The following is a 24,989-nucleotide window of genomic DNA, read 5'->3' on the forward strand; positions in this document are numbered from 1 at the left end:
CCCGCACTCCGCCCGCGCAGCCCCCGCGGCGGCGGGTACGCCCCTCCTTCGGGCGTACTCGGGGTGCTTACACGGGACCGGCGACCGCCGCGATCTGCTTCGGCAGCGGCAGGCCGGAGCCGTCCCTGCGGGGGTCGGGTTCGGGCAGGTCGACGGGGGCGCCGGTCTTGCCGGCGGCCATCGCCGGAGTGGGGCCGGCCCACGCCAGCCGCAACCGGTCCTCGCCCCTGAGGAAGCGCTGGCAGCGCACGCCGCCGGTCGCGCGCCCCTTGCGCGGATACTGGTCGAAGGGCGTGAGCTTGCCGGTGCTCAGTGAGTCGTCGAGCGTGCCCTCGGCGCCGGCTGCAGTGAAGACGGCACCCTCGGAGGCCGGGTCGACGGCGCCGAAGAAGAGCACCTTTGCGTCCTGGGCGAGCTTGACGCCCGCCATGCCGCCTGCGGGGCGGCCCTGGGGGCGTACCTGGCCGGCCGGGAAGCGCAGCAGGTGGGCGTTGTCGGTGATGAAGACCAGGTCTTCCTCGCCGGTGCGCAGCTCGGCCCCGCCGACGATGCGGTCGCCCTCCTTGAGGGTGATGACCTCCAACTCGCTGCGATTGGTGGGATAGTCGGGCACCACGCGTTTGACGACGCCTTGTTGGGTGCCGATGGCCAGCCCGGGGGAGGACTCGTCCAGCGTGGTGAGACAGACGAGGTCCTCGTCGCCCTCCAGGGTGAGGAACTCCGAGATCTGCGCGCCTCCGGCCAGGTTGGGTGTGGTGGCCGACTCGGGGAGCTGCGGCAGGTCGACGACGGCGATGCGCAGCAGCCGTCCCGCCGAGGTGACCGCGCCGATCTCGCCCCGGGTGGTCGCGGGGACGGCGGAGACGATCACATCGTGCTTGGCCCGCTTGGCCGGTTCGGCGAACTCCGTGCTGCCGTTGGCTGTGCGGGCGAGCAGGCCGGTGGAGGAGAGCAGAACCCGGCACGGGTCGTCGGCCACCTCCAGCGGCACGGAGACCACCGGAGCGGCGTTGGCGTCGAGGATCTCGGTGCGGCGCGGGGTGCCGTACTTCTTGGCGACGGCGGACAGCTCGGAGGAGACGAGCTTGCGCAGCTCGGCGTCGGACTCCAGGATCCGGGTCAGCGCCTCGATGTCCGCCTTGAGCTTGTCGCGCTCCTCCTCCAGTTCGATGCGGTCGAACTTGGTGAGCCGGCGCAGCGGGGTGTCGAGGATGTACTGGGTCTGGATCTCGCTCAGGTCGAAGCGGGAGATCAGGGAGGCCTTCGCCTCGGCGGCATTGTCACTCGACCGGATGATTCTGATGACCTCGTCGATGTCGACGAGTGCCACCAGGAGTCCCTCGACCAGGTGCAGCCGGTCGCGCCGCTTGCTGCGCCGGAACTCGCTGCGGCGGCGCACCACGTCGAACCGGTGGTCGACGTAGACCTCCAGCAACTCCTTGAGGCCCAGCGTGAGCGGCTGGCCGTCGACCAGGGCGACGTTGTTGATGCCGAAGGACTCCTCCATCGGCGTCAGCTTGTAGAGCTGGCCCAGGACGGCCTCCGGGTTGAAGCCGTTCTTGATCTCGATGACCAGCCGCAGCCCGTGTTCCCGGTCGGTCAGGTCCTTCACGTCCGCGATGCCCTGGAGCTTCTTGGCGTTGACCAGGTCCTTGATCTTCGAGATGACCTTCTCGGGGCCGACCGCGAACGGCAGCTCGGTGACCACGACGCCCTTGCGGCGGGCCGTGACCTGCTCCACCGTGGTCGTCGCACGGATCTTGAAGGAGCCGCGCCCGGAGCGGTAGGCGTCCTGGATGCCCTCGCCTCCGACGATCTTGCCGCCGGTGGGCAGGTCGGGCCCCGGGACGAAGCCCATCAGGGTCTCCAGGTCCGCGCCCGGGTGCTTGATCAGATGGCGGGCCGCGGAGACGACCTCGGTCAGGTTGTGCGGCGGCATGTTGGTGGCCATGCCGACCGCGATCCCGGAGGCGCCGTTCACCAGCAGGTTCGGATAGGCGGCGGGCAGGGTGACGGGCTCCTGCTCGCTGCCGTCGTAGTTGGCGCCGAAGTCGACCGTCTCCTCGTCGATCGAGTCGACCATCAGACCGGCGGCCGGAGCGGAGCGGCACTCGGTGTACCGCATCGCGGCCGGCGGGTCGTCGTTGCCCAGCGAGCCGAAGTTGCCGTGCCCGTCGACGAGCGGGAGCCGCATGGAGAAGTCCTGCGCCATGCGCACCAGCGCGTCGTAGATCGCGCTGTCACCGTGGGGGTGGAGCTTTCCCATCACTTCGCCGACCACGCGTGCGCACTTCACATGCGCACGTTCGGGGCGCAGCCCCATCTCGTGCATCTGGTAGAGGATCCGGCGCTGAACGGGCTTCATCCCGTCGCGGGCGTCGGGGAGCGCGCGCGAGTAGATGACCGAATACGCGTACTCCAGGTAGGAGCTCTGCATCTCGTCGACGACGTCGATGTCGAGGATGCGCTCCTCGAAGTCCTCTCCGGGCTCCGGTGCCGGTGTACGACTCTTACTGCGGCGGGCCATCGCGGCTGCGGCTCCTTCGCTGCTTCGTGCTCTCGCTCTGGTTCGGGCGCCGGCCCCCGTGGAGGGTGCTCGCCCCTTGTCGGTGCGCTCGTGCTCGGCTCCGGGCACCTGCCCGGGTCCGGTCCGTGCTGGGGTCCGGGCGTACGTCCGGACCGGCTCGTGAGAGGGCCCGGGCGTGCGCCCGGCTTCGCGCGACCATTGTGGACCGCCCCACTGACAGTTGGCCGCTCGGTAGACCGTACGGGAACTTCGCACGTTGTCGGCGTGGTTGCATACAGTGACAGCACCGCCGGTCGCGTGAGGCGCTCAGGCGGTCGCCAGTTCTTCCCGGCGCCCGGCCGGGAAACCCCCGCGAGCGGAAGGGACTCCACGCCCATGGGTCACACGGCCACGCCACCGCCGGCCACCGGTGGGCTGACAGCGACGGAGCACCGGCTGGCCAACGGCCTCCGCGTGGTGCTCTCCGAGGATCATCTGACTCCCGTCGCCGCTGTCTGCCTCTGGTATGACGTCGGTTCCCGACACGAGGTGCAGGGCCGCACGGGCCTGGCACACCTCTTCGAGCACCTGATGTTCCAGGGCTCGGCGCAGGTCAAGGGCAACGGCCACTTCGAGCTGGTACAGGGCGCCGGCGGCTCCCTCAACGGCACCACCAGCTTCGAGCGCACCAACTACTTCGAGACGATGCCCGCGCACGAGCTGGAGCTCGCCCTGTGGCTGGAGGCCGACCGCATGGGGTCGCTGCTGGCCGCGCTGGACGAGGAGTCCCTGGAGAACCAGCGGGACGTGGTCAAGAACGAGCGCCGTCAGCGGTACGACAACGTGCCCTACGGCACCGCGTTCGAGCGGATGACCGCCATGGTCTTCCCCGAGGGCCACCCCTACCACCACACCCCGATCGGCTCCATGGCCGACCTGGACGCCGCCTCCTTGCAGGACGCCCAGGAGTTCTTCCGTACGTACTACGCGCCCAACAACGCCGTGCTGTCCGTCGTCGGTGACATCGACCCGGAGCAGACGCTCGCCTGGGTCGAGAAGTACTTCGGCTCCATCCCCGGGCACGAGGGCAAGCACCCGCCGCGGGACGGTTCGCTGCCCGAGCTGATCGGCGAGGAGAAGCGGGAGGTCGTCGAGGAGGAGGTGCCCTCCCGCGCCCTGATGGCGGCCTACCGGCTGCCGCACGACGGCACCCGCGAGGCGGACGCCGCCGACGTGGCCCTGACCGTGCTCGGCGGTGGCGAGTCCTCCCGCCTCTACGCCCGGCTGGTGCGCCACGACCGCTCCGCCGTGGCCGCCGGCTTCGGAATGCTGCGCCTGGCGGGCGCCCCCTCGCTGGGCTGGCTGGACGTCAAGGCGTCCAGCGGCGTCGAGGTCGCCGACATCCAGGCGGCGGTCGACGACGAGCTGCGCCGCTTCGCGCAGGAGGGCCCCACCGCGGAGGAGATGGAGCGTGCCCAGGCCCAGTTGGAGCGCGAGTGGCTGGACCGGCTGGCCACGGTCGGCGGCCGCGCCGACGAACTGTGCCGGTACGCGGTCCTCTTCGGCGACCCGCAGCTCGCGCTGACGGCCGTGGGACGGGTGCTGGAGGTCACCCGCGAGGAGGTGCAGGAGGTCGCACGGCGACTGCGCCCCGACAACCGCGCGGTGCTGGTGTACGAACCAGTGGCGCAGAACGACGAGGAGGAGACCGGGCAGTGAGCGAGACCCCTCAGACGCCGACGGGTGCGGCCCCGGCGGGCACGGCCCGGACGGCGGGCACGAGCATGGACTTCCACCCCCAGCCCTCCGGCGGGACCCCGAAGCCGTGGGCGTTCCCGACCCCGGAGCGGGGGACGCTGCCCAACGGCCTGACGGTGCTGCGCTGCCACCGTCCCGGCCAGGAGGTCGTGGCCGTCGAGGTGAACCTGATGGCTCCGCTGGACGCGGAGCCGGAAGGACTGGACGGCGTGGCGACGATCATGGCTCGCGCGCTGAGCGAGGGCACCGACAAGCACACGGCGGAGGCGTTCGCCGCCGAGCTGGAGCGCTGCGGAGCCACGCTCGATGCGAGCGCCGACCACCCGGGGGTGCGGGTCTCGCTGGAGGTGCCGGTCTCCCGGCTGCGCAAGGCGCTCGGCCTGCTCGCCGACGCACTGCGTGCCCCTGCCTTCCCCGACGGCGAGATCGAACGGCTGGTGGCCAACCGGCTGGACGAGATCCCGCACGAGCTGGCCAACCCGGCCCGCCGTGCGGCCAAGGAGCTGTCGAAGGAGCTCTTTCCGGCCACGTCGCGGATGTCGCGGCCCCGGCAGGGCACCGAGGAGACGGTGAGCGGCATCGACACGGCGGCCGTCCGCGCCTTCTACGAGGCCCACGTGCGGCCCGCGACCTCCACCGTGGTGGTGGTCGGCGATCTGGAGGGCGTGGACCTGGACGCGGTGCTGGCCGAGACGCTGGGCGCCTGGACGGGGTCCGCGGCCGAGGCCCGCGCGATGCCGCCGATCAGTGCGGACGACACCGGCCGCGTCGTCGTCGTGGACCGTCCGGGCGCGGTGCAGACGCAGTTGCTGATCGGCCGTGTCGGCCCGGACCGGCACGACCGGGTATGGCCGGCCCAGCTGCTGGGCGTCTACTGCCTGGGCGGCACCCTCACCTCCCGGCTGGACCGGGTGCTGCGCGAGGAGAAGGGCTACACCTACGGGGTGCGGGCGTTCGGGCAGGTGCTGCGGTCGGCCGAGGACGGCAGCGGGGCGTCGCTGCTGGCCATCAGCGGCTCGGTCGCCACCGATGTCACAGGTCCGGCGCTGGCCGACCTGTGGAAGGTGCTGCGGGTGCTGGCGGCCGACGGGCTGACCGACGACGAGCGCGACATCGCGGTGCGCAACCTGGTGGGCGTCGCACCGCTGCGCTACGAGACGGCGGCAGCGGTGGCCTCGACGCTGGCGGACCAGGTGGAGCAGTACCTGCCGGACGACTACCAGGCCCGTGTCTACGCCCAGCTCGCCGAGACGGGCACGGTGGAGGCCACGGCGGCCGCGGTCAGCGCACTGCCGGCCGACCGGCTGGTGACGGTGCTGGTCGGTGACGCCTCCCAGATCGCCGAGCCGGTGCGGGAGTTGGGCATCGGCGAGGTCAAGGTCGTCAGCGGTTCCTGACCGCCGCCGGCTCGCCGGCACAGGCGGCGTGACGGTGAGGGAGAAGTGGGGCCCGGAAGGAGGAATCGCTCCTTCCGGGCCCTCCTTGATGTCCGTTTCTGTTGCGGTTGTGGCGAGTTGGAGTGTGGCGAAGATGACAAACCCAGGGATTCGTTTGCCGCTCGGAGTTGACGCCGTTTAGCGTCATTGCCGCCGTCCGTCAGAAGTGACCGCACCCGCGGCCGACGGGCGGTGATCGCCGAATCCCCGAGGGCAACCGCCCGAGGGGGACCGGGGACCCACCTTGTCCCATGGGGTGAATCGGACGGCCTCGACGAGAGGCGGCCCGTAGGAGACCTTCCTGCTCCGAACCCGTCAGCTAACCCGGTAGGCGAGAAGGAAGGAAAGGAGTACGCCTCCCTATGGCGTTCACCCGTGCCACCGGGAAGCACAGGCGCCCGAGCAAGACCCGCAGAGCTTCAGCGGGGGCGGCGGGCATCGCCGGCCTCGCCACCGTGGGTGTCGTGGGTTCCATCGCCTCGCCCGCGTTCGCTGCCGTCGGCGGCGGGCAGAATCAGAACAACCTGCGCCAGAGCCCCGAGCTGCGACAGGCCCTCGCGGCCCCGATCTCGGACACCATCGACGAGCAGGCCTACGACCAGGCTCTCCAGGCGGAGCAGGCCAAGGCCGAGGCCGCCGCCAAGGAGGAGGCCGCCAAGGCCAAGGCAGAGGCCAAGCGGAAGGCCGACGAGGCCAAGCGCAAGGCGGCTGCCGAGAAGGCGAAGAAGGAGCACGAGGCGAAGCAGAAGGCGGCTCGGGCGGCCGAGCGCGCCAAGCTCAACGCGTACGTGCTGCCGGTCGAGGGCTCCTACGTCTCCACGGGCTACAAGCAGGGCGGCGGCATGTGGTCGTCCGGCAGCCACACCGGTATCGACTTCCATGCGGGCATGAACACCCCGGTGCACTCCGTGGCCGCCGGTGAGGTCGTGGAGGCCGGCAACGGCGGTGCCTACGGCAACAACATCGTCATCAAGCACAAGGACGGCACGTACACGCAGTACGGCCACCTCAACTCGATCGGTGTCTCGGTCGGGCAGACCGTCAAGGCGGGTCAGCAGATCGCGCTGTCCGGTTCGACGGGCAACTCCTCCGGTCCGCACCTGCACTTCGAGGCCCGTACCGGTCCCGACTACGGCTCGGACATGGATCCGGTCGCCTACCTTCGCCAGCACGGCCTCAAGGTCTGACGCCTGCACGGGTCGCGGGGGAGCGGGCCACAGGCCCGTGACCCGCGGCCACCTGCTCGGCGAAGACGTGCTTCTCGAAGCGCGTCAACGAGTTCCACACACCACGAGCCCCCGGCCGGACAGCCGGGGGCTCGTGGTGTTGCTGCCTTCTGCACGCCGCGGGCCAAAGCTGCACGGGCGCCGCCGGCGGTGTGCCCGCGAGGGCGGGAACTGCGCGGACGGGCCCGGCAGGGGGACCCACTCGTCGGCCCGAGGCGGTTCAGACGGTTTCCGGGAGCTCTTCCAGACCCTCGGAGACGAGCTTGGCCAGACGGTCGAGGGCCGCCTCGGCGTCCTCCGCCTCGGAGGCGAGCACGATCTCCTCGCCGCCCTCGGCACCCAGGCCGAGCACGCCGAGCATGGAAGCCGCGTTGACGGGGGAGCCCTCGCCCTTCCGGACGGTGACCGGAACGCCGGCGGCCGAGGCGGCACGGACGAAGATGGAGGCGGGGCGGGCGTGCAGCCCCTCGGCCCAGCCGACGGTGACGCGGCGCTCAACCATGGTGTTGCCCTTCGAGTCGGTGAGGTTGTCTAGACCAGTCTCGCACGGGTGTCTGCGTGCACCGCGAACCCTACGACGCACCGCCGAGGACCTCCGTGAGCGCGCTCACGGCCGTACGCTGACCCCATGCCGAGCCCCGAGGAGCGCGCCTACCCGACCCACTGGGAAGCGGACATCGTCCTCCGCGACGGCGGTACGGCCCACATCCGGCCGATCGCCCCCCACGACGCGGAACGGCTGGTCAGCTTCTACGAGCAGGTGTCCGACGAGTCGAAGTACTACCGCTTCTTCGCGCCCTACCCCCGGCTGTCCGACCGCGATGTGCGCCGCTTCACACACCACGACTACGTCGACCGCGTCGGCCTCGCGGCGACCATCCGCGGAGAGTTCATCGCCACCGTCCGCTACGACCGCATCGACGCGCACGGCCGGCCCGCGAGTGAACCCGCGGACGAGGCCGAGGTCGCCTTCCTGGTCCGCGACGACCAGCAGGGCAGGGGTGTGGCCTCGGCTCTCCTGGAGCACATCGGCGCCGTCGCCCGGGAGCGGGGCATCCGCCGCTTCGCCGCCGAGGTGCTGCCCGCCAACACCAAGATGATCAAGGTGTTCACGGACGCCGGGTACTCCCAGCGGCGCAGCTTCGAAGACGGTTCCGTCCACCTCACCTTCGACCTGGAACCCACCGAGCGGTCGCTGGCGGTGATGCGGGCCCGTGAACAGCGGGCCGAGGCCCGCTCGGTGGCCCGGCTGCTGGCCCCGGGAGCCGTCGCCGTCGTCGGTGTCGGCCGCGCCCCGGGCGGTGCCGGACGGGCCGCGCTGGGCAGCCTGACCACCGGTGGCTTCACCGGGCACGTCTACGCCGTCAACCATGCGCTGGGCCCCGGCGGGCCGGACCAACTGGCCGGCGTACCCGCCTACCGCTCGGTGCGGGAGCTGCCCGAGCGGGTCGACCTCGCGGTCCTCGCGGTCCCCGCAGACCAGCTCCGCCCGGCGATCGACGCCTGCGGAGAGGCTGCCGTCCAAGGGCTCGTCGTCCTCTCCGAGGGGGTCGGCCGTGAACAGCAGCGCGCCCTCGTCCGGCAAGCCCGGTCCTACGGCATGCGGCTGATCGGCCCGGGCGCACTCGGCCTCATCAACACCCACCGCGACGTGCGGCTGAACGCCACCCCCTCCATCCGGATGCCCGCACGCGGCCGGATCGGCGTCTTCACCCAGTCCGGCGCCATCGGTATCGCCCTGCTCGACGGGCTCGACCGGCGCGGCATCGGCCCCTCCTCCTTCGTCTCCGCGGGCAACCGGGCCGACGTCTCCGGCAACGACCTGCTCCAGCACTGGGACGAGGATCAGTACACCGACGTCGTCCTGATGTATCTGGAGACCATCGGCAACCCCCGCAAGTTCACCCGCCTCGCCCGGCGGACCGCGGCCCGCAAGCCGGTGGTCGTCGTCAAGGGCGCCCGGCAGCGCGGCAGCCTGCCCCCGCCCGGGCACGCCGCGCCGGCCTCCCACACCCCCGACACGACCGTCCACGCGCTGCTGCGGCAGGCGGGCGTCCTCATGGTCGACAGCTTCACCGAACTGCTCGACACCGGTGTGCTCCTGGCCGACCAGCCCGCGCCGGCCGGACCGCACGTCGGCATCCTCGGCAACACCGACGCGCTGAGCCTGCTGGCCTACGACGCCTGCCTCAAGGACGGGTTGCGCCCGCGCCCGGTGGTGGCGCTGCCCGGCGCCGCGGGCCCCGGTGAGTTCGGCCGGGCGCTGCGCGAGGCCCTCACCGACGCATCCACCGACGCCGTGCTGGTCACCGTCGTCCCGACCGTGCCCGCCGAGCTGCCCGGTGGGGGCGGGCCGCATGCGCCCGACGCCCCGCCCGACGGCCACATCGAGGCCCTCGCCGACGCCCTGCGGGAGGCGACCGAGGCCGTCGTCGCAGCCGAGACGCCCGCGGGGACCCCGCGTAAACCGGTCGCCGTCGTCCACCTGGCCATGGAGGGCCTGCAAAGGGCGCTCGCCGCCCGCGGACTGCCCTCCTACCCGACACCGGAGCGCGCCTCCCGTGCGCTGTCCGAGGCCGTGCGCCATTCCCGCTGGCGCGCCGAGAGCGGGCAGCCCGGCAAGGTGCCCGATCTGGAGGTCGAGCAGTCCGCCGCCGCCGGGCTGCTGGCCCGGGTGACGCCTCCCGCACCCGACCGCGGCCGAGCCCTCAGCGACGAGGAGACCTCCCGGCTGCTGCGCTGCTACGGCATCACCGTCCAGCCCGCGCTGCCCGCACCCGATGCGGAGTCGGCGGTCGCGGCGGCCCGCGACCTGGGGTTCCCGGTCGTCCTCAAGACCACGGCCCCGCATCTGCGGCACCGCGCCGATTTGGGCGGGGTGCGCCTGGACATCGCCGGTGAGGCCGGACTGCGCCGCGCCTACACCGAGCTGACCGAGGCACTGGGCGCCCCCGCCGAGCTGCGCCCCGTCGTGCAGGCCATGGCCCCGCGCGGGGTCGGCACCGTCATCCGCGGCACGCTCGACCCGGCGATCGGCGCCGTGCTCTCCTTCGGCCTGGCCGGCGCCCCCTCCGATCTGCTGGAGGACACCGCGCACCGGCTGGTGCCCGTCACCGACAAGGAGGCCGCCGGGCTGGTCCGCGCCATCCGGTCGGCCCCGCTGCTGTTCGGCTGGCGGGGCGCGGAGCCCTCGGACACGGCAGCCCTGGAGGAGGTGCTGCTGCGGGTGTCCCTGCTGATGGACGATCACCCCCAGGTGGTCGCGGTGGAGCTCGACCCGGTGGTGGTCGCCCCTCGCGGGGTGACCGTGCTCAGCGCGGCTGTCCGCGTCGCCGACCCGGGCCGACGCCCCGACCTGGGGGCCCGCAGGCTCCCGGCCTACTGACGCCGGGACCCGTTCCACGGACCGGACCGTACCGACGCCGGGCGGGGTCTTCGCGCGGGACCGCAACGGCCCCCGGACGGGTCTGCGCAGACCCGGACCGGTTTCCGCACGGGGAACGGGCGGAGCTGTGCCACCGCGAGGGCCCGTAGGATGGCTGTCATGGCGAAGACCGGTACGACGACGCAGGGGCTGCGCGAGGCGATCGAGCGCAGCGGCTACTACCCGGCCCTCGTAGCCGAGGCCGTCGAGGCGGCCGTGGGCGGGGAGCCCGTGGCCTCCTATCTCGTGCACCAGGAGACGACTTTCGACTCCAACGAGGTGCGCCGCCACGTCACCGTCCTGGTGCTCACGCGCACCCGCTTCCTCGTCAGTCACACCGACGAGCAGGCAGCGGACGGCACCTCGCCCTCTCCCTACGCCACGACATCCACCGAGTCCGTCAAGCTGGAGCGGATCTCCTCCGTGGTGCTCTCCCGCGTCGTGGCCAACCCCGAGTCCTACACCCCCGGCACGCTGCCCCGCGAGGTGGTGCTCACCATCGGCTGGGGCGCCGTCTCCCGCCTCGACATGGAGCCCGCCACCTGCGGTGACCCCAACTGCGAGGCGGACCACGGGTACACCGGCTCGGCCACCGCGGACGACCTCTCGTTGCGGGTCAGCGAGGCGGGTGACGGCCCCGACACCGTCCGTCAGACCCTCGCCTTCGCCCAGGCGCTCTCCGAGGCCACCGCCGGCAGCACCACGACCACGCGGGTCGGACCCCCGCAGTGACCTCCGAGACCCCCCACCCCGTGCCGCCGGCGCACCCCGGCGGCCTCCCGCACGGCGCGGACCACGACACCCCGCTGGACCCCCGCACCGCGCCCGTTCCCCGCTACGGCTCCGGCTCCCTGGCCGATCTGCTGCCCTCCGTCGCCGCCGGTCTCGGCGTGCCCGGCATGAGCGCCGGGCTGCCGCTGGAGCCCGCCGACCGGGCCTGCGTCTTCCTGGTCGACGGCATGGGCTGGGAGGCGCTCATGGCGCACCCCGAGCAGGCACCTTTCCTCACCTCGCTGCTGCCGAGCTCGGCCAACGGGACCGGCGCGCCGATCACCTCCGGTTTCCCCTCCACCACGGCGACCTCGCTCGCCTCCGTCGGCACCGGCCGCGTTCCCGGCGAACACGGGCTTCCCGGCTACACGGCACTCGACCCGGCCACCGGACGGCTGATGAACCAGCTCCGCTGGCAGCCGTGGACCGACCCGCACGTGTGGCAGCCCTATCCCACCGTCTTCCAGCAGGCCGAGGCCGTCGGGGTGGCCGCCTGCCAGGTGACCGCCCCGCACTTCGAGCGCACCCCGCTCACCAAGGTCGCCCTCTCCGGTGGCACGTTCCTCGGCCGGCTCTCCGCCGAGGACCGCATGGACGTGGCCGCGGAACGCCTCGCCGCCTCCGACAGGACGCTGGTGTACACGTACTACGCGGAGCTGGACGGCAACGGTCACCGCTACGGTATGGACTCCGACGCCTGGCGTGGCCAGTTGGCGTACGTGGACCGGCTCGCGCAGCGCCTCGCCGAGCAGTTGCCGCCGCGCTCGGCGCTCTACATCACCGCCGACCACGGCATGGTCGACGTCCCCGGACGCCCCGAGTCGCGCCTCGACTTCGACGAGGACTGGGAGCTGAGCGCCGGCGTCGCCCAACTCGGTGGCGAGGGCCGGATGCGGCACGTCTACGCCGTACCCGGCGCGGCCGGGGACGTGCACGCCGTGTGGCGCGAGGTGCTCGCCGGGCAGGCCTGGGTCGCCACCCGTGAAGAGGCCGTCGCCCTGGGCTGGTTCGGCCCCACCGTCGAGCCCCGGGTGCACGGCCGCATCGGTGACGTGATCGCCGCCATGCACGACGACATCGCCATCGTGGCCACCCGGCGCGAGCCCAAGGAGTCCGAACTGGTCGGCATGCACGGCTCGGCGACCGCCGCAGAACAGCTCGTCCCGTTGCTGGAGGTCCGCACCTGACGGATGCGCGCCTCCCCGCGATCCGCCCCTGCCCTGCCCGCCCGGGGCCGCTTCTCCCGCCGCTGCCCCGCCTCCGGCCGCCCCCGTGCGCTTCGGCTGGAAGAATGCGCCCGCAAGACCCTCCGTCCACTCCGAGGAAAGGCCACGTCCCATGCCTGAGCTGGTGTTCTTCTCCGGAACGATGGACTGCGGGAAGAGCACGCTCGCCCTCCAGATCGAGCACAACCGCTCGGCGCGCGGCCTCAAGGGCATGATCTTCACCCGGGACGACCGAGCGGGCGAAGGCAAACTCTCCTCCCGGCTCGGCCTGGTCGCCGAGGCCTTCGAGGTGGCCGAGGGACTCGACTTCCAGCAGCACCTCGTCCGGCACCTGACGGCGGGCGGCCGCACCGACTACGTGATCGTCGACGAGGCGCAGTTCCTCTCGCCGGACCAGGTCGAGCAGCTCGCGCGCGTCGTGGACGAACTCGGTATCGACGTCTACGCCTTCGGCATCGCCACCGACTTCCGCACCCGCCTCTTCCCCGGCTCCCAGCGACTGATGGAGCTCGCCGACCGGCTGGAGACCCTCCAGGTGGAGGCGCTGTGCTGGTGCGGGGCCCGCGCCACGCACAACGCCCGCACCGTGGGCGGCCGCATGGTGGTGGAGGGGGCGCAGGTCGTCGTCGGTGACGTGGGCGAACCGACCGGGGAGGTCGGCTACGAGGTGGTGTGCCGGCGCCACCACCGCAGGCGGCTCACGGCGGCTTCGGCGGGCGCCGGAGCGCTCTCACCCGACGTACTGCCCGTGGACGAGCCCGCGGCCCCGCCCGCGCCGCCCGACGCCCGGCTCAGGCCGCCGTCTCCGCTCAGCCCTCCATCGCCACGGGCCGGATCACACTGAAGTGCGCGCCCTCCGGGTCCGCCAGCGTCGCCAGCCGTCCGTACGGTGAGTCGCTCGGGCCGCGGACCAGCCGGCCGCCCAGCTCGTTCCCGCGCCGCGCCACCTCGTCCGGGTCCGTTACGGCGAAGTACGTCCGCCAGTGCGGTCCCCGGTCCCTCGGCAGGGCGTCCCCGACGCCGTGGATACCCGCCACCGGCTGGCCGTCCGTGTAGAGCGTCAGGTAGTCGAAGCCCGGCGCCTCGACCGCCTTCGCCTCGTAACCGAACACCGCCTGGTAGAACTTGACCACCGTGCTCGCCTCCCGGGTGACCAGTTCGAACCAGACCGGCGCCCCCGGCATCCCCAGCGGGGCCGTACCCAGCCCCGGATAGTGCGCGTCCTGCCAGATCCCGAACGGGGCCCCGTGCGGATCGGCGATCAGTGCCATTCTCCCGGCCGTCTCCGCGTCGAGCGGCCCCACCGCGACCGTCCCACCGTACGAACGCACGGCGTCCGCCGTCTCGTCGGCGTCCGTGCTCGCCAGATACGGCAGCCAGGCGACCGGCAACTGTCGGCCGTCCGCCTTCTTGCCCAGCCCCGCGACCTCGTGTCCACCCGCGACCGCTCGCACGTACGGGCCGAGCTGCTGGGGCCCGGTGCGGAACTCCCAGCCGAACAGGCCCCCGTAGAACTCCCTGCCGACGTCCAGCCCGTGCACCATCAGGCTCGCCCACGCGGGTGCGCCAGGGGTGTGTCGTAGCCGAGTCGCTGCCTCGGTCATCTGCTTCGCTCCTTGACCATCATCGATGCGGTCGTGTGGGTGGAAGTACTGCCCCGGCGTCCTTGCCGCGGCCTGGTGACTACTCGCTCAGTGCCGATGCTGTCACCACCTGTCGTGCCGCGCTCCCCGGCCGCGCCGCTTTTCTCCGCTTCGGGGCGGAGAATCCCCGATCCGTGTGCCGTGCCGGAACCCGCACGCCCCCGGCGCCGCCGTTGCGCGAAGATGGCGCCATGACAGCCATCATCTCCGCCGACGACCTCGCCACCGCTCTCGCCGCCGGTCCGGCCCCCGTGCTGCTGGACGTGCGGTACAAGCCGGGCGAGCCTCCGGGGCTCCCCCTCTACCACCGGGGACACCTGCCCGGCGCCGTGTACATCGACCTGGAGAGCGAGCTCGCAGCCAAGCCCGGCGAGGATTCCGGCCGCCATCCGCTGCCCTCCCCCGACGTCTTCGGTGCCGCGATGCGCCGAGCGGGGGTCACGGCCGGCCGCCCGGTCGTCGTCTACGACGCCGGCGGGCTGGGCGGCGGCTGGGCAGCGGCACGCTGCTGGTGGCTGCTGCGCTGGGGCGGCCACCCCGATGTGCGTGTCCTCGACGGTGGCCTCGCCGCTTGGGAGGCCGGCGGGCACCCCGTGAGCACCGAGGTCCCCGACCCCGAGCCCGGGGACTTCGTGCCCTCACCCGGCGGCATGCCGGTTCTCGACGCGGACGAGGCGGCCGCGCTCGCCCGGCACGGCATCCTCATGGACGCCCGCGCGGCGGAGCGCTACCGGGGGGAGGTGGAGCCGCTGGATCCGGTGGCGGGCCACATCCCCGGAGCGGTCTCGGCCCCCACCACGGAGAACCTCACCGACGCGGGCACCTTCCGCTCCCCGCAGGCACTCGCGGACCGCTTCGACGCCCTGGGCGCCACATCAGGGGCGGAGGTCGGCGTCTACTGCGGCTCCGGGGTCTCCGCGGCCCAGGAAGTGCTGGCCCTGCACCTCGCGGGCATCGAGGCCGCCCTCTACGTGGGCTCCTGGAGCGAGTGGACGGCCGACTCCCGCCGTCCGGTGGCCACGGGGCCCGAACGCGGCTGAGCAGGAGCCCGTGGCCGGCCCGTCCGTGGGGAGGCCGGTGCGGGGCGCGCAGCCGACGGCTCCGCGCCCTCGCACCGGGGGCCGGAGCAGGCGGGGCACGGAGGGGCGTGCGGGCTATTCCTTCTTGCGGCGGGTGCCGAAGACGATCTCGTCCCAGCTCGGCACGGCGGCACGGCGGCCCGGCCGGACGCCGTCCGCCTCGGCCTGCCGGTCGGTGGTGCCCTTGAGACGGTCGCGGTGGGCGCCGACGGACCGCGGCATCAGCACGTCCGCGTACGCCGAACCGGCGCTGGCGGCGGGGGCGGGCGGCTCGACGACCTCCGCCTCCTCCTCCGGCTCGCGGTCGGCGTCCTCCTCCGCCTCGGCGGCCGTGGACGCGGACGCGGAGACCTCGTCCTCGTGCCCCGCCGGATTCTCGGGGACGACCAGATCGCCCCGGAAGCTGGGCACCGCCTCCAGGAGGCTGGTCAGCGAGTCGGGAGCGGCGACGGCCTCGTCCGGGCCGGAGAGCTGGTCGTCCTCGTCGCCCGGCGCCGGGGAGAGCGAGGCGGGCTCCAACTCGGGGCGCCCGAACCGGTCGGACCGCTCGGGCCGTTCCGTGCGCTCGGTGCGCTCGGTGCGCTCGCGGGGCAGCCGCGCGATGCGGGGCACGAACGGGAAGCTGGGCTCAGGGGTGTCGTCCGTCTCACCGATCAGTGCCCGCGCCTCGTCGTCGGCGGCCTGCACCAGCCGTCGCGGCGGGTCGTACGTCCAGGTCGCCGAGTGGGGCTGGCCGGCGACGCGGTAGGCGAGGAGGACCTCCCAGGTGCCGTCGTCGCGCCGCCAGGAGTCCCAGTGGACGGACTCCTTGTCGGCGCCGCGCAACAGCAGCCGCTCACCGACGGCTTCGCCGAGCTGCGGCCCGGCGTTCTCGCCGGGCCGGCGTACGGGAGTCTTGCGGGCGCGCTCGGCCATGAAAGCGCGCTCGGCGAGCACGGGCCCCTCGAACCGGCGTACGCGGTCCACGGGAATCCCTGCGAGGGACGCGACCTCCTCCGCGGAGGCACCGGCTCGTATACGGGCCTGGATGTCCCGCGGCCGCAGGTGGCTCTCGACCTCGATCTCGATCTGGCCCAGCCGCGCGCGGTCGTTCCGGACGGCGGCACGGAGCCGCTCGTCGATCGGAAGCGTGTATTCCGTGCTGTCGGCAGCTTTGAGCACCAGTCGTGTGCCGTCGTTGCTGACGGCCACGACACGCAGTTCGGGCATGGGGACCTCCCGGGTGGTGCCTGCCGACGTCACGTGCGTCGCTGCTCCCGCTAGACGAGTGTGGCCTGCCCGGGTGCAGCCTGCCACAACCTTGCCGACTTCCTCTGGTCCGAGGCAGTGATCAGATCGTTGTTCGACATCCGGATCGTACGCAACCACCCGGAACTGCCGCTACGGCACGGTTACCTCCTCACAACGCACGGTGGCCGAGGTGGTCACCGTGGGCAGTCGGCGCCGGGTCGGAACCGAGACCAGGGCTCGTCACACTACTCCATTAGGGCCACCCGGGTGGACCGCCGCGCCACCGAAGTTGCCCCCGAGTAAGGGAGTTGACGCCCCAAGAGTCCATTTGGCGTGGATACGGGGGTGGGAAGGGTCACAGAACCACCCGAAACGGAACCTGTGGCTTCTCCGGAAAGTCCCCTATTCGTGCACAGTGGTTGGAGTGTGCGATCAAGGGCGGTAAATGGACAAGCAGGACAAGCACCACATAACCGGCCAACGGGGTTCCGGGGTGGATCCGGGACCGGATACGGAGGAGAGCAGGAGTGGCAAGAAGCTCGATCTGAGCCTGGCCCAGGTTTTGGGCAGCGCCGTCGCCGCAGTGGTCGCCGCGTTCGCCGCGGGCCAGCTCGGTGTCTACGGCACGTTCCTCGGTGCCGGTGTGGTGAGCCTCGTCGCCACCAGCGGGGGCCCGATCTTCCAGCACTTCTTCAGCAGGACCGGCAAGCAGATCAAGGAAGTCACGGTTCCGCCGAAGGCGCGCCGGGTTCCCGTACAGGACCCGGCGCCCGACTGGAAGGACGATCAGGGCGACCACACCGCCCAGGCCGTCCACAACGCCGAATCGTTCTCCCGGACCCAGGCCGTCCAAACGGTCCCCGGCGGGCTGCCGGAGCGGACAGCCAGGGGCGGCACCGGCGGCGCGGCACACCCGGCGAGCGCCGGTGACGCAACCCGTGCCCCGGAGCTCGACCAGGCGACCCGCGCCCTGAGCGTCGACCAGGTCACCCACGCCCTGCGCACCGGCCGGCCGGCGAACCGGGCCGGGGCCCCGGCCGACGACGCGACCAGGGCGCTGCGCCTCCCGGACGCGCCGCCTCCTGCGGACGCCGGAGGCAAGGCCCGTCCCGCGGAGGCGGGCCCGGACGCGGACACGACGCGGGCGCTGCCCGGCGACGACGCCACCCGCGTGCTGGGCACCGTCCAGCGGCCCATGGGGACCGACGGCCCGGGAAAGCTGCCAGGGGACGGAGAGTTCACCGACGGGACGACTCACGGCACCAAGTGGCGCGGCTGGCGGCGCACGCTGCTGCCCGCGGCGCTGGTGTTCGTGATCGCGATCGGCGGCATCACGCTGTACGAAGCCCTCTCCGGGCACTCCGTATCCGGCGGCAAGGGCACGTCCGTCAGCGACGTGTTCCGGTCGGGCCACGGCTCGTCCGGTGACGAGAGCCCGGACGCCCCGCCCGCCACGCCGACGCCCGGTCACTCGGGGAGCGGCGACAGCTCGACGCCCACCCCCGAGGAGTCCCAGCCCTCCACCGACCCCGGCGGCCAGGGTGGCGACCGCAGCGAGCAGCCCGGATCCGGGAACGGCGGTGACAAGTCGACTCCGACCCCCGACCCGTCGCAGAGCGGGCCGGGCGCCACGGACGGCTCAGGGAGCGAGGACACCGGCAGCACCCCCGACGACAGCGGCGGTTCCGACAGCCGCCAGAACGACGGCGGCGCCGGCTCGGACAACGGCTCGGGCAACGCCGGTACCGGCAGCAACAAGCTGCCCCAGGGCGAACAGCCGGGCAGCGATTCCCAGTAGTGACGCCCAGGCTGCGCGTCCCGTGCCCCTGACGCCCCGGGCCGGCTCCTGATCCCCGGGGCGAACGGACCGACCCCGTCCCCCGGACCGAAGGGGCCGGGCACCCTCTGACACGGGATGCCCGGCCCCTTCGGCGTCCGTCGCCGGTTCCGGCCGCAATCCGTTCCGGCTGCGGCGGGAGCGCACCGCGGTGGACGATCACCCGGTACGCACGGCAGGTCGGGCCCGTACACCGCGCAGGTGGAGCCCCCGACGGACCGCAGGCGTGTCAGTCGCCCAGCACACGGCGCAGATAGGGGTTGCCGAAGACGCGGTCCGGGTCGAGCCGGTCGCGCAGGGTGGTGAACTCGGTGAACCGCGGGTACACCCCGGCGAGGTACTCCGCGTCCCTGCTGTGCAGCTTTCCCCAGTGCGGCCGCCCGGCGTGCGCCGTCATGATGCGTTCGACGGAGCTGAAGTACGCCTCGTGGGGCGTCCCCCGGTACATGTGCACGGCCACGTATGCCGTCTCGCGTCCACTCGCCGTCGACAGCGGGATGTCGTCGGCCGGCGCGGTCCGGATCTCGACGGGGAAGCTCACCCGCAAGTCGGAGCGCTCCACCAGCGACTTGAGCTCCCGGAGTGCGCCGGTGAGGGCGGCGCGCGGGACGGCGTACTCCATCTCCACGAAGCGCACCCGGCGCGGGCTGGTGAAGACCTTGTAGGGGATGTCCGTGTAGGTGCGGGCCGACAGGGCGCGGCTGGAGAGGCGGGCGATGCCCGGGATGGTCGCAGGGACGGCCCTGCCGAGCGCGCAGGCCGCCTGGAAGACCCCGTTGGAGAGCAACTCGTCGTCGACCCAGCCGCGCACCCGGGGGAGCGGGGCGGCGGGCCCGGCGCCACGGTTGTTGCGCTTGGTGTTGCAGTGGTCGGTGTGCGGGAACCAGTAGAACTCGAAGTGTTCGTTCTCGGCCACGAGCTGGTCGAACTCGGCCGTCACCTGCGCGAAAGACATCGGTTCCTCGCGCGCGGTGAGCAGGAACTCCGGCTCCACTGCGAAGGTGACCTCGGTGATCACCCCCAGCGCCCCCAGCCCGATCCGGGCGGCGTCGAAGGCAGCCCGCTCCTCCGGTGTCCCCTCGGCCGAGCAGCGCATCACCGAACCGTCCGCCAGGACCAGCGTCAGCCCCTTGATCTGCGCCGCCACGGAGGCCGAGTCCCGCCCTGTGCCGTGGGTGCCGGTGCTGACGGCGCCCGAAACGGTCTGCTCCATGATGTCGCCCATGTTCGTCAGCGACAGGCCCCGTGCGGCCAGTGCGGCGTTCAGCGCCTTCAGCGGAGTGCCCGCGGCGACGGTGACCGTGCCGGCCTCCCGGTCGATCCCCCGGATTCCGGTCAACTGCTCGGGGCGTATCAGCACTCCGTCGGTCACGGCGGCGGCCGTGAACGAGTGACCGGTGCCCGCCGCCTTGACCCGCAGCCCCTCGGCGGCCGCGCGGCGCACCACCTCGGCCAGGGCCTCCGTCGAGGAGGGCGCCACGGTCCGCCGGGGTGTGGCGGTCACATTGCCGGCCCAGTTGCGCCATGTCGCCGCTGTGCTGTCCGTCGCTTGCCGCACGCTCGTCACTGACCGTCCCCTCTCGCCGCGGCGCCGGCCGAAAGCTCGGCCGGCGGTAGCCGAGGAACGCCGCCAAGGCCGCCGGCGCACCTGCCGCAGCAGGAGCACGGGAGGCCCCGCCGGCACCAGCACGTCGGCAGCCGGACCGGGCTGCCGGGCACGCGGCGCCGGTTCCCGGCCGCGAGCCCTCCGTCGGTCCACGCCGCCCTCGGTCAGTCGGGCGCACAGGGACGAGCTCGGCGACGAAGGCCACGGTGGTGGCCACCCCGGGGCAAGGGTCATGCCCGCGAGGAAGAGCGCCACGGCCAGGGAGGGCAGGTTCCCCACCAGTTGGAGTGGGATCATACTCACGACCCCCGCGGGGGCATCCGGCAGCCGCCGTTGTGCGAGGAGAGGCCGCCCGCCCCTTGGTTGCGCGGGATGGCAGGATCGAGACATGTCCGATGTGCTGCCCACCGAATCACCCGCCCCCGAGCGGGACGCCTCCCCGGCCCCCTACGACGCGCTCCTGCTGCTCTCCTTCGGCGGCCCCGAGGGAGTCGACGACGTCGTCCCCTTCCTGGAGAACGTCACTCGTGGACGCGGCATCCCCCGGGAACGCCTCGAAGAGGTGGGGCAGCACTACTACCTCTTCGGCGGCGTCAGCCCGATCAACGCGCAGAACCGCGAACTGCTCCAGGCGCTCCGTAAGGACTTCGCCGAGCACGGTCTCGACCTGCCGGTCTACTGGGGCAACCGCAACTGGGCGCCGTATCTGGCCGATGTCCTGCGTGAGATCGTCCGCGACGGGCACCGCCGCGTGCTGACGCTGGCGACCAGTGCCTACGCCTCGTACTCCGGCTGCCGTCAGTACCGCGAGAACCTCGCCGAGTCGCTGGCCGCGCTGCGCGCGGAGGGACTGGAGGTCCCCCGCGTGGACAAGCTGCGGCACTACTTCAACCACCCCGGCTTCGTCGGGCCGGTGGTCGACGGCGTGCTGGCCTCCCTCGCCGAGCTTCCCGCGGACGTCCGCGCCGGCGCCCACCTCGCCTTCAGCACCCACTCCATCCCCACGGCCGCGGCCGACACCTCCGGCCCGGTGGAGGCGCACGGTGACGGCGGCGCCTACGTGGCGGAGCACCTGGACGTCGCCGCCCTGATCACCGAGGCCGTACGCGAGCGCACCGGTACGGCGCACCCCTGGAGTCTCGTCTACCAGTCGCGCAGCGGTCCGCCTTCGGTGCCGTGGCTGGAGCCGGACATCTGCGACCACCTGGAAGAGCTGCACGGCGAGGGCGTACCGGCCGCCGTGATGGTGCCCATCGGATTCGTCTCGGACCACATGGAGGTCCTGTACGACCTGGACACCGAGGCCATGGCCAAGGCGGAGGAGCTGGGGCTGCCCGCCCGCCGCTCGCCCACGGTCGGAGCCGACCCGCGCTTCGCCGCCGCGGTCCGCGACCTGGTGCTGGAGCGGGCCGCCGCGGAACGGGGCCAGGAGCCGGTCCGGTGCGCACTGGGCGCTCTCGGCCCGAGCCATGACCTGTGCCCGGTGGGCTGCTGTCCGGCCCGTACGCCCAGGCCCGCGGCGGCGGGCGCCGACGCGCCGGCGTTCTGACGGGCGCTCGGCCCGCATGTGCCGGGCCCGTGTCCGCCCGGCCCCCGCCGCCCGAGCGCACCGGTGGCACCGCCCACGCAGGCTCCCGGCGGCCCGGCAGGGCACCACGGCGCACCCCGGAGCACAGGCGTGCCCGCGCCCGGACGGCCGGATGTTGCCTCCGAACCACCGGAAGCCCCGAGCGGGACGACCGGACCTCCCCCGACGACAGGAGCACGACCCCGTGACCGACACGCCGCAGTCCGCATCCCAGGGCGCCGACGAGGCGCTGAAGGCCGAGCTGCTCACCCTCGCGCAGGAGGCGGCGGCCCGCGCGGGCGCTCTCCTGCGCGACGGCCGCCCCGCCGACCTGGGCGTGGCCGCGACCAAGACCAGCCCCATCGACGTCGTCACCGAGATGGACCTGGCCTCCGAGAAGCTGATCACCGGATACCTGACCGAGCACCGGCCCGACGACGGCTTCCTCGGCGAGGAGGGCGCCTCCCGCGAGGGCACCTCCGGTGTCCGCTGGGTGATCGACCCGGTCGACGGCACCGTCAACTACCTGTACGGGCGCCCCGACTGGTCCGTCTCCATCGCCGCCGAGTACCGGGGAGAGCGCCTGGTGGGCGTGGTGGCGGCTCCGATACGTAACGAGACCTGGCACGCCGTCCTCGGGCAAGGCGCCTGGCTCAACGGCCGTGCCGTGCGCTGCCGGCCCTCGCCGCCGCTGGCGCAGGCGCTCATCGGTACCGGGTTCGGCTACATCGCCGAGCGGCGTGCCGCCCAGGCTGCCGTCGCACAGGAACTGCTGCCGCAGGTGCGGGACATCCGACGCGGCGGCTCGGCGGCCATCGACCTGTGCGACGTCGCCACCGGCCGGCTCGACGGCTACTACGAACGCGGCCTCAACCCCTGGGACCTCGCCGCCGGTGACCTCGTCGCCCGCGAGGCGGGAGCCCTGACGGGCGGCCGGCCGGGCAGCCCCGCCGACGGCGACCTCACCCTCGCGGCCTCCCCGGGCGTCTTCGGGACCCTCCAGCCGCTGCTGGAGCGCCTGGGCGCCTGGCACGACTGAGGGGCGCACGGACGAGACGTAGGCAGACGTACGCGCACGCGGGCAGGCAGCAGCGCAGGCGGGCCGCAGAGGGCCGCGTGGGCACGCAAAAGGTGCGGCCCCCTTCCGGGGGCCGCACCACGGTTGTCGGTCGGAGCGCCGTCAGGCGACCTGTACGCCGTGCTCGGCGGCGAGGCGGTGCAGGTCTTCCAGTTCCGACTGCTCGACGTCCACGAGGAAGTCGTCGCCCGATTCACGTGCGCGGTGCAGGTCGGACTCGGTGGTCCTTATGCGCTGCAGGATGCCGGCGGTGAACGCGTCCATGGTGTGCCCCCTCGTCGCGGGTCGGTGGCACGGGGTGTGCCGAGGGTTTTCCGTGCGAGTCCCGGTCACGGCGTGGTCCCCGACTGCGTCAGCGGCGGCTTGTGGCACGCTGCGCACAGGGCGTGATCGCGGGTGGTGTTTCCGTCCTCCCCAGCGAAAACCTCAGAGAAACCTCAACCGGGCTGAAAAAAGTGTGAGGGTCCCGGGCCGCCCTGGAGACACGGGCCTCCCTCCGGCACCGGACCCGGCAGCCGTACGTCTGCCACCTCGTCTCTTACCGCCGGCTTACCGGCGTCCGAGGCAGGATGGGAGGTACGGTCCCCCAGCTCCGCCCGGGGCTCGTCATGCCCCCGCACCATCACAGGGAAGGAAAAGCGCCGTGCGCGTACTCGTCGTCGAGGACGAGCAGTTGCTCGCCGATGCCGTGGCGACGGGCCTCCGCCGGGAGGCCATGGCCGTCGATGTGGTCTACGACGGAGCGTCGGCGCAGGAGCGCATCGACATCAACGACTACGACGTCGTCGTCCTCGACCGTGACCTGCCGGTCGTCCACGGGGACGACGTGTGCCGCCGGATCGTGGAGCTGGGCCTGCCCACACGGGTGCTGATGCTCACCGCCTCGGGGGACGTCAGCGACCGGGTGGAGGGCCTGGAGCTGGGGGCCGACGACTACCTGCCCAAGCCGTTCGCCTTCTCCGAGCTGACGGCACGCGTGCGCGCGCTGGGGCGGCGTACGACCACGGCGCTGCCGCCCGTCCTGGAGCGGGCCGGAATCAAGTTGGACCCGGGCCGCCGCGAGGTCTCGCGGGACGGCGCGGAGGTGCAGCTCGCACCGAAGGAGTTCGCTGTGCTGGAGGTGCTGATGCGGGCCGAGGGAGCCGTCGTCTCGGCGGAACAGCTGCTCGAAAAGGCGTGGGACGAGAACACCGACCCGTTCACCAACGTGGTGCGGGTCACCGTCATGACGCTGCGCCGCAAGCTCGGGGAGCCGCCCGTGATCCTCACCGTGCCCGGCGCGGGGTACCGGATCTGATCGTCGATGGCACCCACCACCTCCTCCGCGGGGACCGACTGGGACGGCAGCGGTGGCAACGGCACCGGCCCCGCGGCCCCGCGCACACCGCCCAAACCGCAGTGGGACCCGCGTGAGACGGCCCGCTCGTCCCCCTGGCTGCGGCCCACCATCCGGATACGGCTCACCCTGCTGTACGGGGGGATGTTCCTGATCGCCGGCATGCTGCTGCTGGCGATCATCTACCTGCTGGCCGCGCAGGCGATGGACAACCTCAGCGAGCTTCCCTTCCGCATCCTCAGCGGGAAGACCCAGCCCACTTCCGACCGGTGCCCGGGGCTGACCGGGACGCTGCCCAGCGACGCCTTCATGGACCGTCTCTCCTCCTGCCTGGATGCGCAGCGCAGGATCGCCCTGGACGGGCTGCTGCGGCGCTCCCTGCTGGCTCTCCTGGGCCTGGCGGTGGCCGCCTTCGCCTTCGGCTACGTGATGGCGGGGCGGGTCCTCTCCCCGCTGGGCCGCATCACCCGCACGGCCCGCCAGGTGGCCGGCTCCGACCTGCACAAGCGGATCGAGCTGGAGGGCCCGGACGACGAGCTCAAGGAGCTGGCGGACACCTTCGACGAGATGCTCGACCGGCTGAACCGGGCCTTCACGGCGCAGCAGCGGTTCGTGGCGAACGCCTCGCACGAGCTGCGCACGCCGCTGGCGATCAACCGCACCCTGCTGGAGGTCCAGCTCGCCGACCCGGAGGGCTCCCCGGAGCTCCAGCAGCTCGCCAAGACGCTGCTGGCGACCAATGAGCGCAGCGAGCAACTCGTCGAGGGCCTCCTGCTGCTCGCCCGGAGCGAGAACGAGCTGGTGGACCGCAAGCCCGTGGATCTCGCGGAGGTCGCCTCGCAGGCGGTGGAGCAGGCGCGCGGCGAGGCGGACACCAAGGGGGTGGAGCTGAGCGGTGCACGCCAGCCGACATATGTACAGGGCAACGGGGTACTGCTGGAGCGGGTCGCGCTGAACCTGGTGCAGAATGCCGTGCGCTACAACCTGCGTGAAGGGGGATGGGTCTCGGTCCGCACGGAGGCCCAGCCGGGGCAGGCCGTCCTGGTCGTCGAGAACACCGGCCCCGTCGTCCCCGCCTACGAGGTGGACAACCTCTTCGAGCCGTTCCGGCGTCTGCGTACGGAGCGGACGGGCAGCGACAAGGGGGTCGGGCTGGGGCTGTCGATCGTGCGCTCGGTGGCGCGGGCGCACGGCGGCGCGGTCGCGGCCGTGCCCCGCGAGGACGGCGGCCTGATCGTACGGGTGACGCTCCCGCTGTGAGCCGTG

19 protein-coding genes and 1 riboswitch are annotated in these 24,989 nt (G+C 72.7%); of the genes, 13 read left to right on the top strand and 6 right to left on the bottom strand.

All coding sequences use genetic code 11. The annotated features are described in order from the left end of the window. Positions 1 to 67: 67 nt before the first annotated feature. Positions 68 to 2,527, bottom strand: a complete 2,460-nt coding sequence (locus H297_RS0120715; RefSeq protein WP_027738617.1) for a DNA topoisomerase IV subunit A — start codon at positions 2,525 to 2,527, stop codon at positions 68 to 70. Positions 2,528 to 2,902: 375 nt separating this feature from the next. Here H297_RS0120715 and H297_RS0120720 point away from each other — a divergent pair, with 375 nt between their 5' ends. From H297_RS0120720 to H297_RS0120730, 3 genes are all read left to right on the top strand, one after another. Then, positions 2,903 to 4,225, top strand: a complete 1,323-nt coding sequence (locus tag H297_RS0120720; protein ID WP_027738618.1) for a M16 family metallopeptidase — start codon at positions 2,903 to 2,905, stop codon at positions 4,223 to 4,225. 65 nt (positions 4,226 to 4,290) lie between these two features. Next, complete coding sequence (locus H297_RS0120725) at positions 4,291 to 5,661, top strand: M16 family metallopeptidase (RefSeq protein WP_027738619.1); 1,371 nt, start codon at positions 4,291 to 4,293, stop codon at positions 5,659 to 5,661. Between the two features lie 226 nt (positions 5,662 to 5,887). Then, a riboswitch (cyclic di-AMP (ydaO/yuaA leader) is annotated at positions 5,888 to 6,048 on the top strand. Positions 6,049 to 6,062: 14 nt separating this feature from the next. After that, the gene (locus H297_RS0120730; RefSeq protein ID WP_027738620.1) at positions 6,063 to 6,887 is read left to right on the top strand and encodes a M23 family metallopeptidase; all 825 of its coding nucleotides are present in this window, start codon (positions 6,063 to 6,065) and stop codon (positions 6,885 to 6,887) included. Between the two features lie 259 nt (positions 6,888 to 7,146). Here H297_RS0120730 and H297_RS0120735 read toward each other — a convergent pair whose 3' ends face one another. Next, positions 7,147 to 7,428 (bottom strand): HPr family phosphocarrier protein, encoded by a 282-nt coding sequence (locus tag H297_RS0120735; RefSeq protein ID WP_027738621.1) that lies wholly within the window; start codon positions 7,426 to 7,428, stop codon positions 7,147 to 7,149. Positions 7,429 to 7,554: 126 nt separating this feature from the next. Between H297_RS0120735 and H297_RS0120740 the strand changes: the two genes are divergently transcribed. The 4 genes from H297_RS0120740 to H297_RS0120755 all read left to right on the top strand — a co-directional run bounded on the left by H297_RS0120740 (position 7,555) and on the right by H297_RS0120755 (position 13,191). Then, positions 7,555 to 10,311, top strand: a complete 2,757-nt coding sequence (locus tag H297_RS0120740) for a GNAT family N-acetyltransferase (protein ID WP_027738622.1) — start codon at positions 7,555 to 7,557, stop codon at positions 10,309 to 10,311. Positions 10,312 to 10,470: 159 nt separating this feature from the next. Next, positions 10,471 to 11,082: a DUF5998 family protein gene (locus H297_RS0120745; protein WP_027738623.1), complete on the top strand. Its 612-nt coding sequence runs from the start codon at positions 10,471 to 10,473 to the stop codon at positions 11,080 to 11,082. Between the two features lie 20 nt (positions 11,083 to 11,102). After that, the gene (locus H297_RS0120750) at positions 11,103 to 12,308 is read left to right on the top strand and encodes an alkaline phosphatase family protein (protein WP_051352045.1); all 1,206 of its coding nucleotides are present in this window, start codon (positions 11,103 to 11,105) and stop codon (positions 12,306 to 12,308) included. A 151-nt stretch (positions 12,309 to 12,459) separates the two neighbouring features. Beyond that, complete coding sequence (locus tag H297_RS0120755) at positions 12,460 to 13,191, top strand: thymidine kinase (protein WP_027738625.1); 732 nt, start codon at positions 12,460 to 12,462, stop codon at positions 13,189 to 13,191. Here H297_RS0120755 and H297_RS0120760 read toward each other — a convergent pair. Further along, entirely contained in the window at positions 13,157 to 13,951 is a 795-nt protein-coding gene (locus H297_RS0120760) for a VOC family protein (RefSeq protein WP_027738626.1), read from the bottom strand. The two genes, H297_RS0120755 and H297_RS0120760, sit on opposite strands and share 35 nt — an antisense overlap. Before the next feature lie 230 nt (positions 13,952 to 14,181). Here H297_RS0120760 and H297_RS0120765 point away from each other — a divergent pair, with 230 nt between their 5' ends. After that, on the top strand, positions 14,182 to 15,030 hold the full coding sequence (locus H297_RS0120765) for a sulfurtransferase (RefSeq protein ID WP_027738627.1): 849 nt from the start codon (positions 14,182 to 14,184) through the stop codon (positions 15,028 to 15,030). 114 nt (positions 15,031 to 15,144) lie between these two features. Here H297_RS0120765 and sepH read toward each other — a convergent pair whose 3' ends face one another. Then, the gene (sepH, locus tag H297_RS0120770; RefSeq protein WP_037794905.1) at positions 15,145 to 16,278 is read right to left on the bottom strand and encodes a septation protein SepH; all 1,134 of its coding nucleotides are present in this window, start codon (positions 16,276 to 16,278) and stop codon (positions 15,145 to 15,147) included. Between the two features lie 466 nt (positions 16,279 to 16,744). Here sepH and H297_RS37555 point away from each other — a divergent pair, with 466 nt between their 5' ends. Next, a complete protein-coding gene (locus tag H297_RS37555) occupies positions 16,745 to 18,097 on the top strand; it encodes a hypothetical protein (protein WP_051352036.1) in 1,353 nt (450 codons plus the stop codon). Positions 18,098 to 18,365: 268 nt separating this feature from the next. Here H297_RS37555 and H297_RS0120780 read toward each other — a convergent pair whose 3' ends face one another. Next, entirely contained in the window at positions 18,366 to 19,694 is a 1,329-nt protein-coding gene (locus H297_RS0120780; RefSeq protein ID WP_027738629.1) for a D-arabinono-1,4-lactone oxidase, read from the bottom strand. Positions 19,695 to 20,130: 436 nt separating this feature from the next. Here H297_RS0120780 and H297_RS0120785 point away from each other — a divergent pair, with 436 nt between their 5' ends. Together H297_RS0120785 and H297_RS0120790 are read left to right on the top strand one after the other, a co-directional pair. Then, positions 20,131 to 21,291, top strand: coding sequence for a ferrochelatase (locus tag H297_RS0120785; protein WP_027738630.1), 1,161 nt, complete (start codon positions 20,131 to 20,133; stop codon positions 21,289 to 21,291). Positions 21,292 to 21,514: 223 nt separating this feature from the next. Then, on the top strand, positions 21,515 to 22,348 hold the full coding sequence (locus H297_RS0120790; protein WP_051352038.1) for an inositol monophosphatase family protein: 834 nt from the start codon (positions 21,515 to 21,517) through the stop codon (positions 22,346 to 22,348). A 141-nt stretch (positions 22,349 to 22,489) separates the two neighbouring features. On the opposite strand, the gene H297_RS43775 is transcribed toward H297_RS0120790, so the two are convergent. Beyond that, on the bottom strand, positions 22,490 to 22,651 hold the full coding sequence (locus H297_RS43775) for a hypothetical protein (protein ID WP_181856676.1): 162 nt from the start codon (positions 22,649 to 22,651) through the stop codon (positions 22,490 to 22,492). A gap of 379 nt (positions 22,652 to 23,030) precedes the next feature. Between H297_RS43775 and H297_RS0120800 the strand changes: the two genes are divergently transcribed. Beyond that, complete coding sequence (locus tag H297_RS0120800; protein WP_027738632.1) at positions 23,031 to 23,684, top strand: response regulator transcription factor; 654 nt, start codon at positions 23,031 to 23,033, stop codon at positions 23,682 to 23,684. Positions 23,685 to 23,690: 6 nt separating this feature from the next. Then, positions 23,691 to 24,983, top strand: coding sequence for a sensor histidine kinase (locus H297_RS0120805; protein ID WP_027738633.1), 1,293 nt, complete (start codon positions 23,691 to 23,693; stop codon positions 24,981 to 24,983). Positions 24,984 to 24,989 lie beyond the last annotated feature (6 nt).

This window comes from Streptomyces sp. CNT360, from assembly GCF_000424785.1.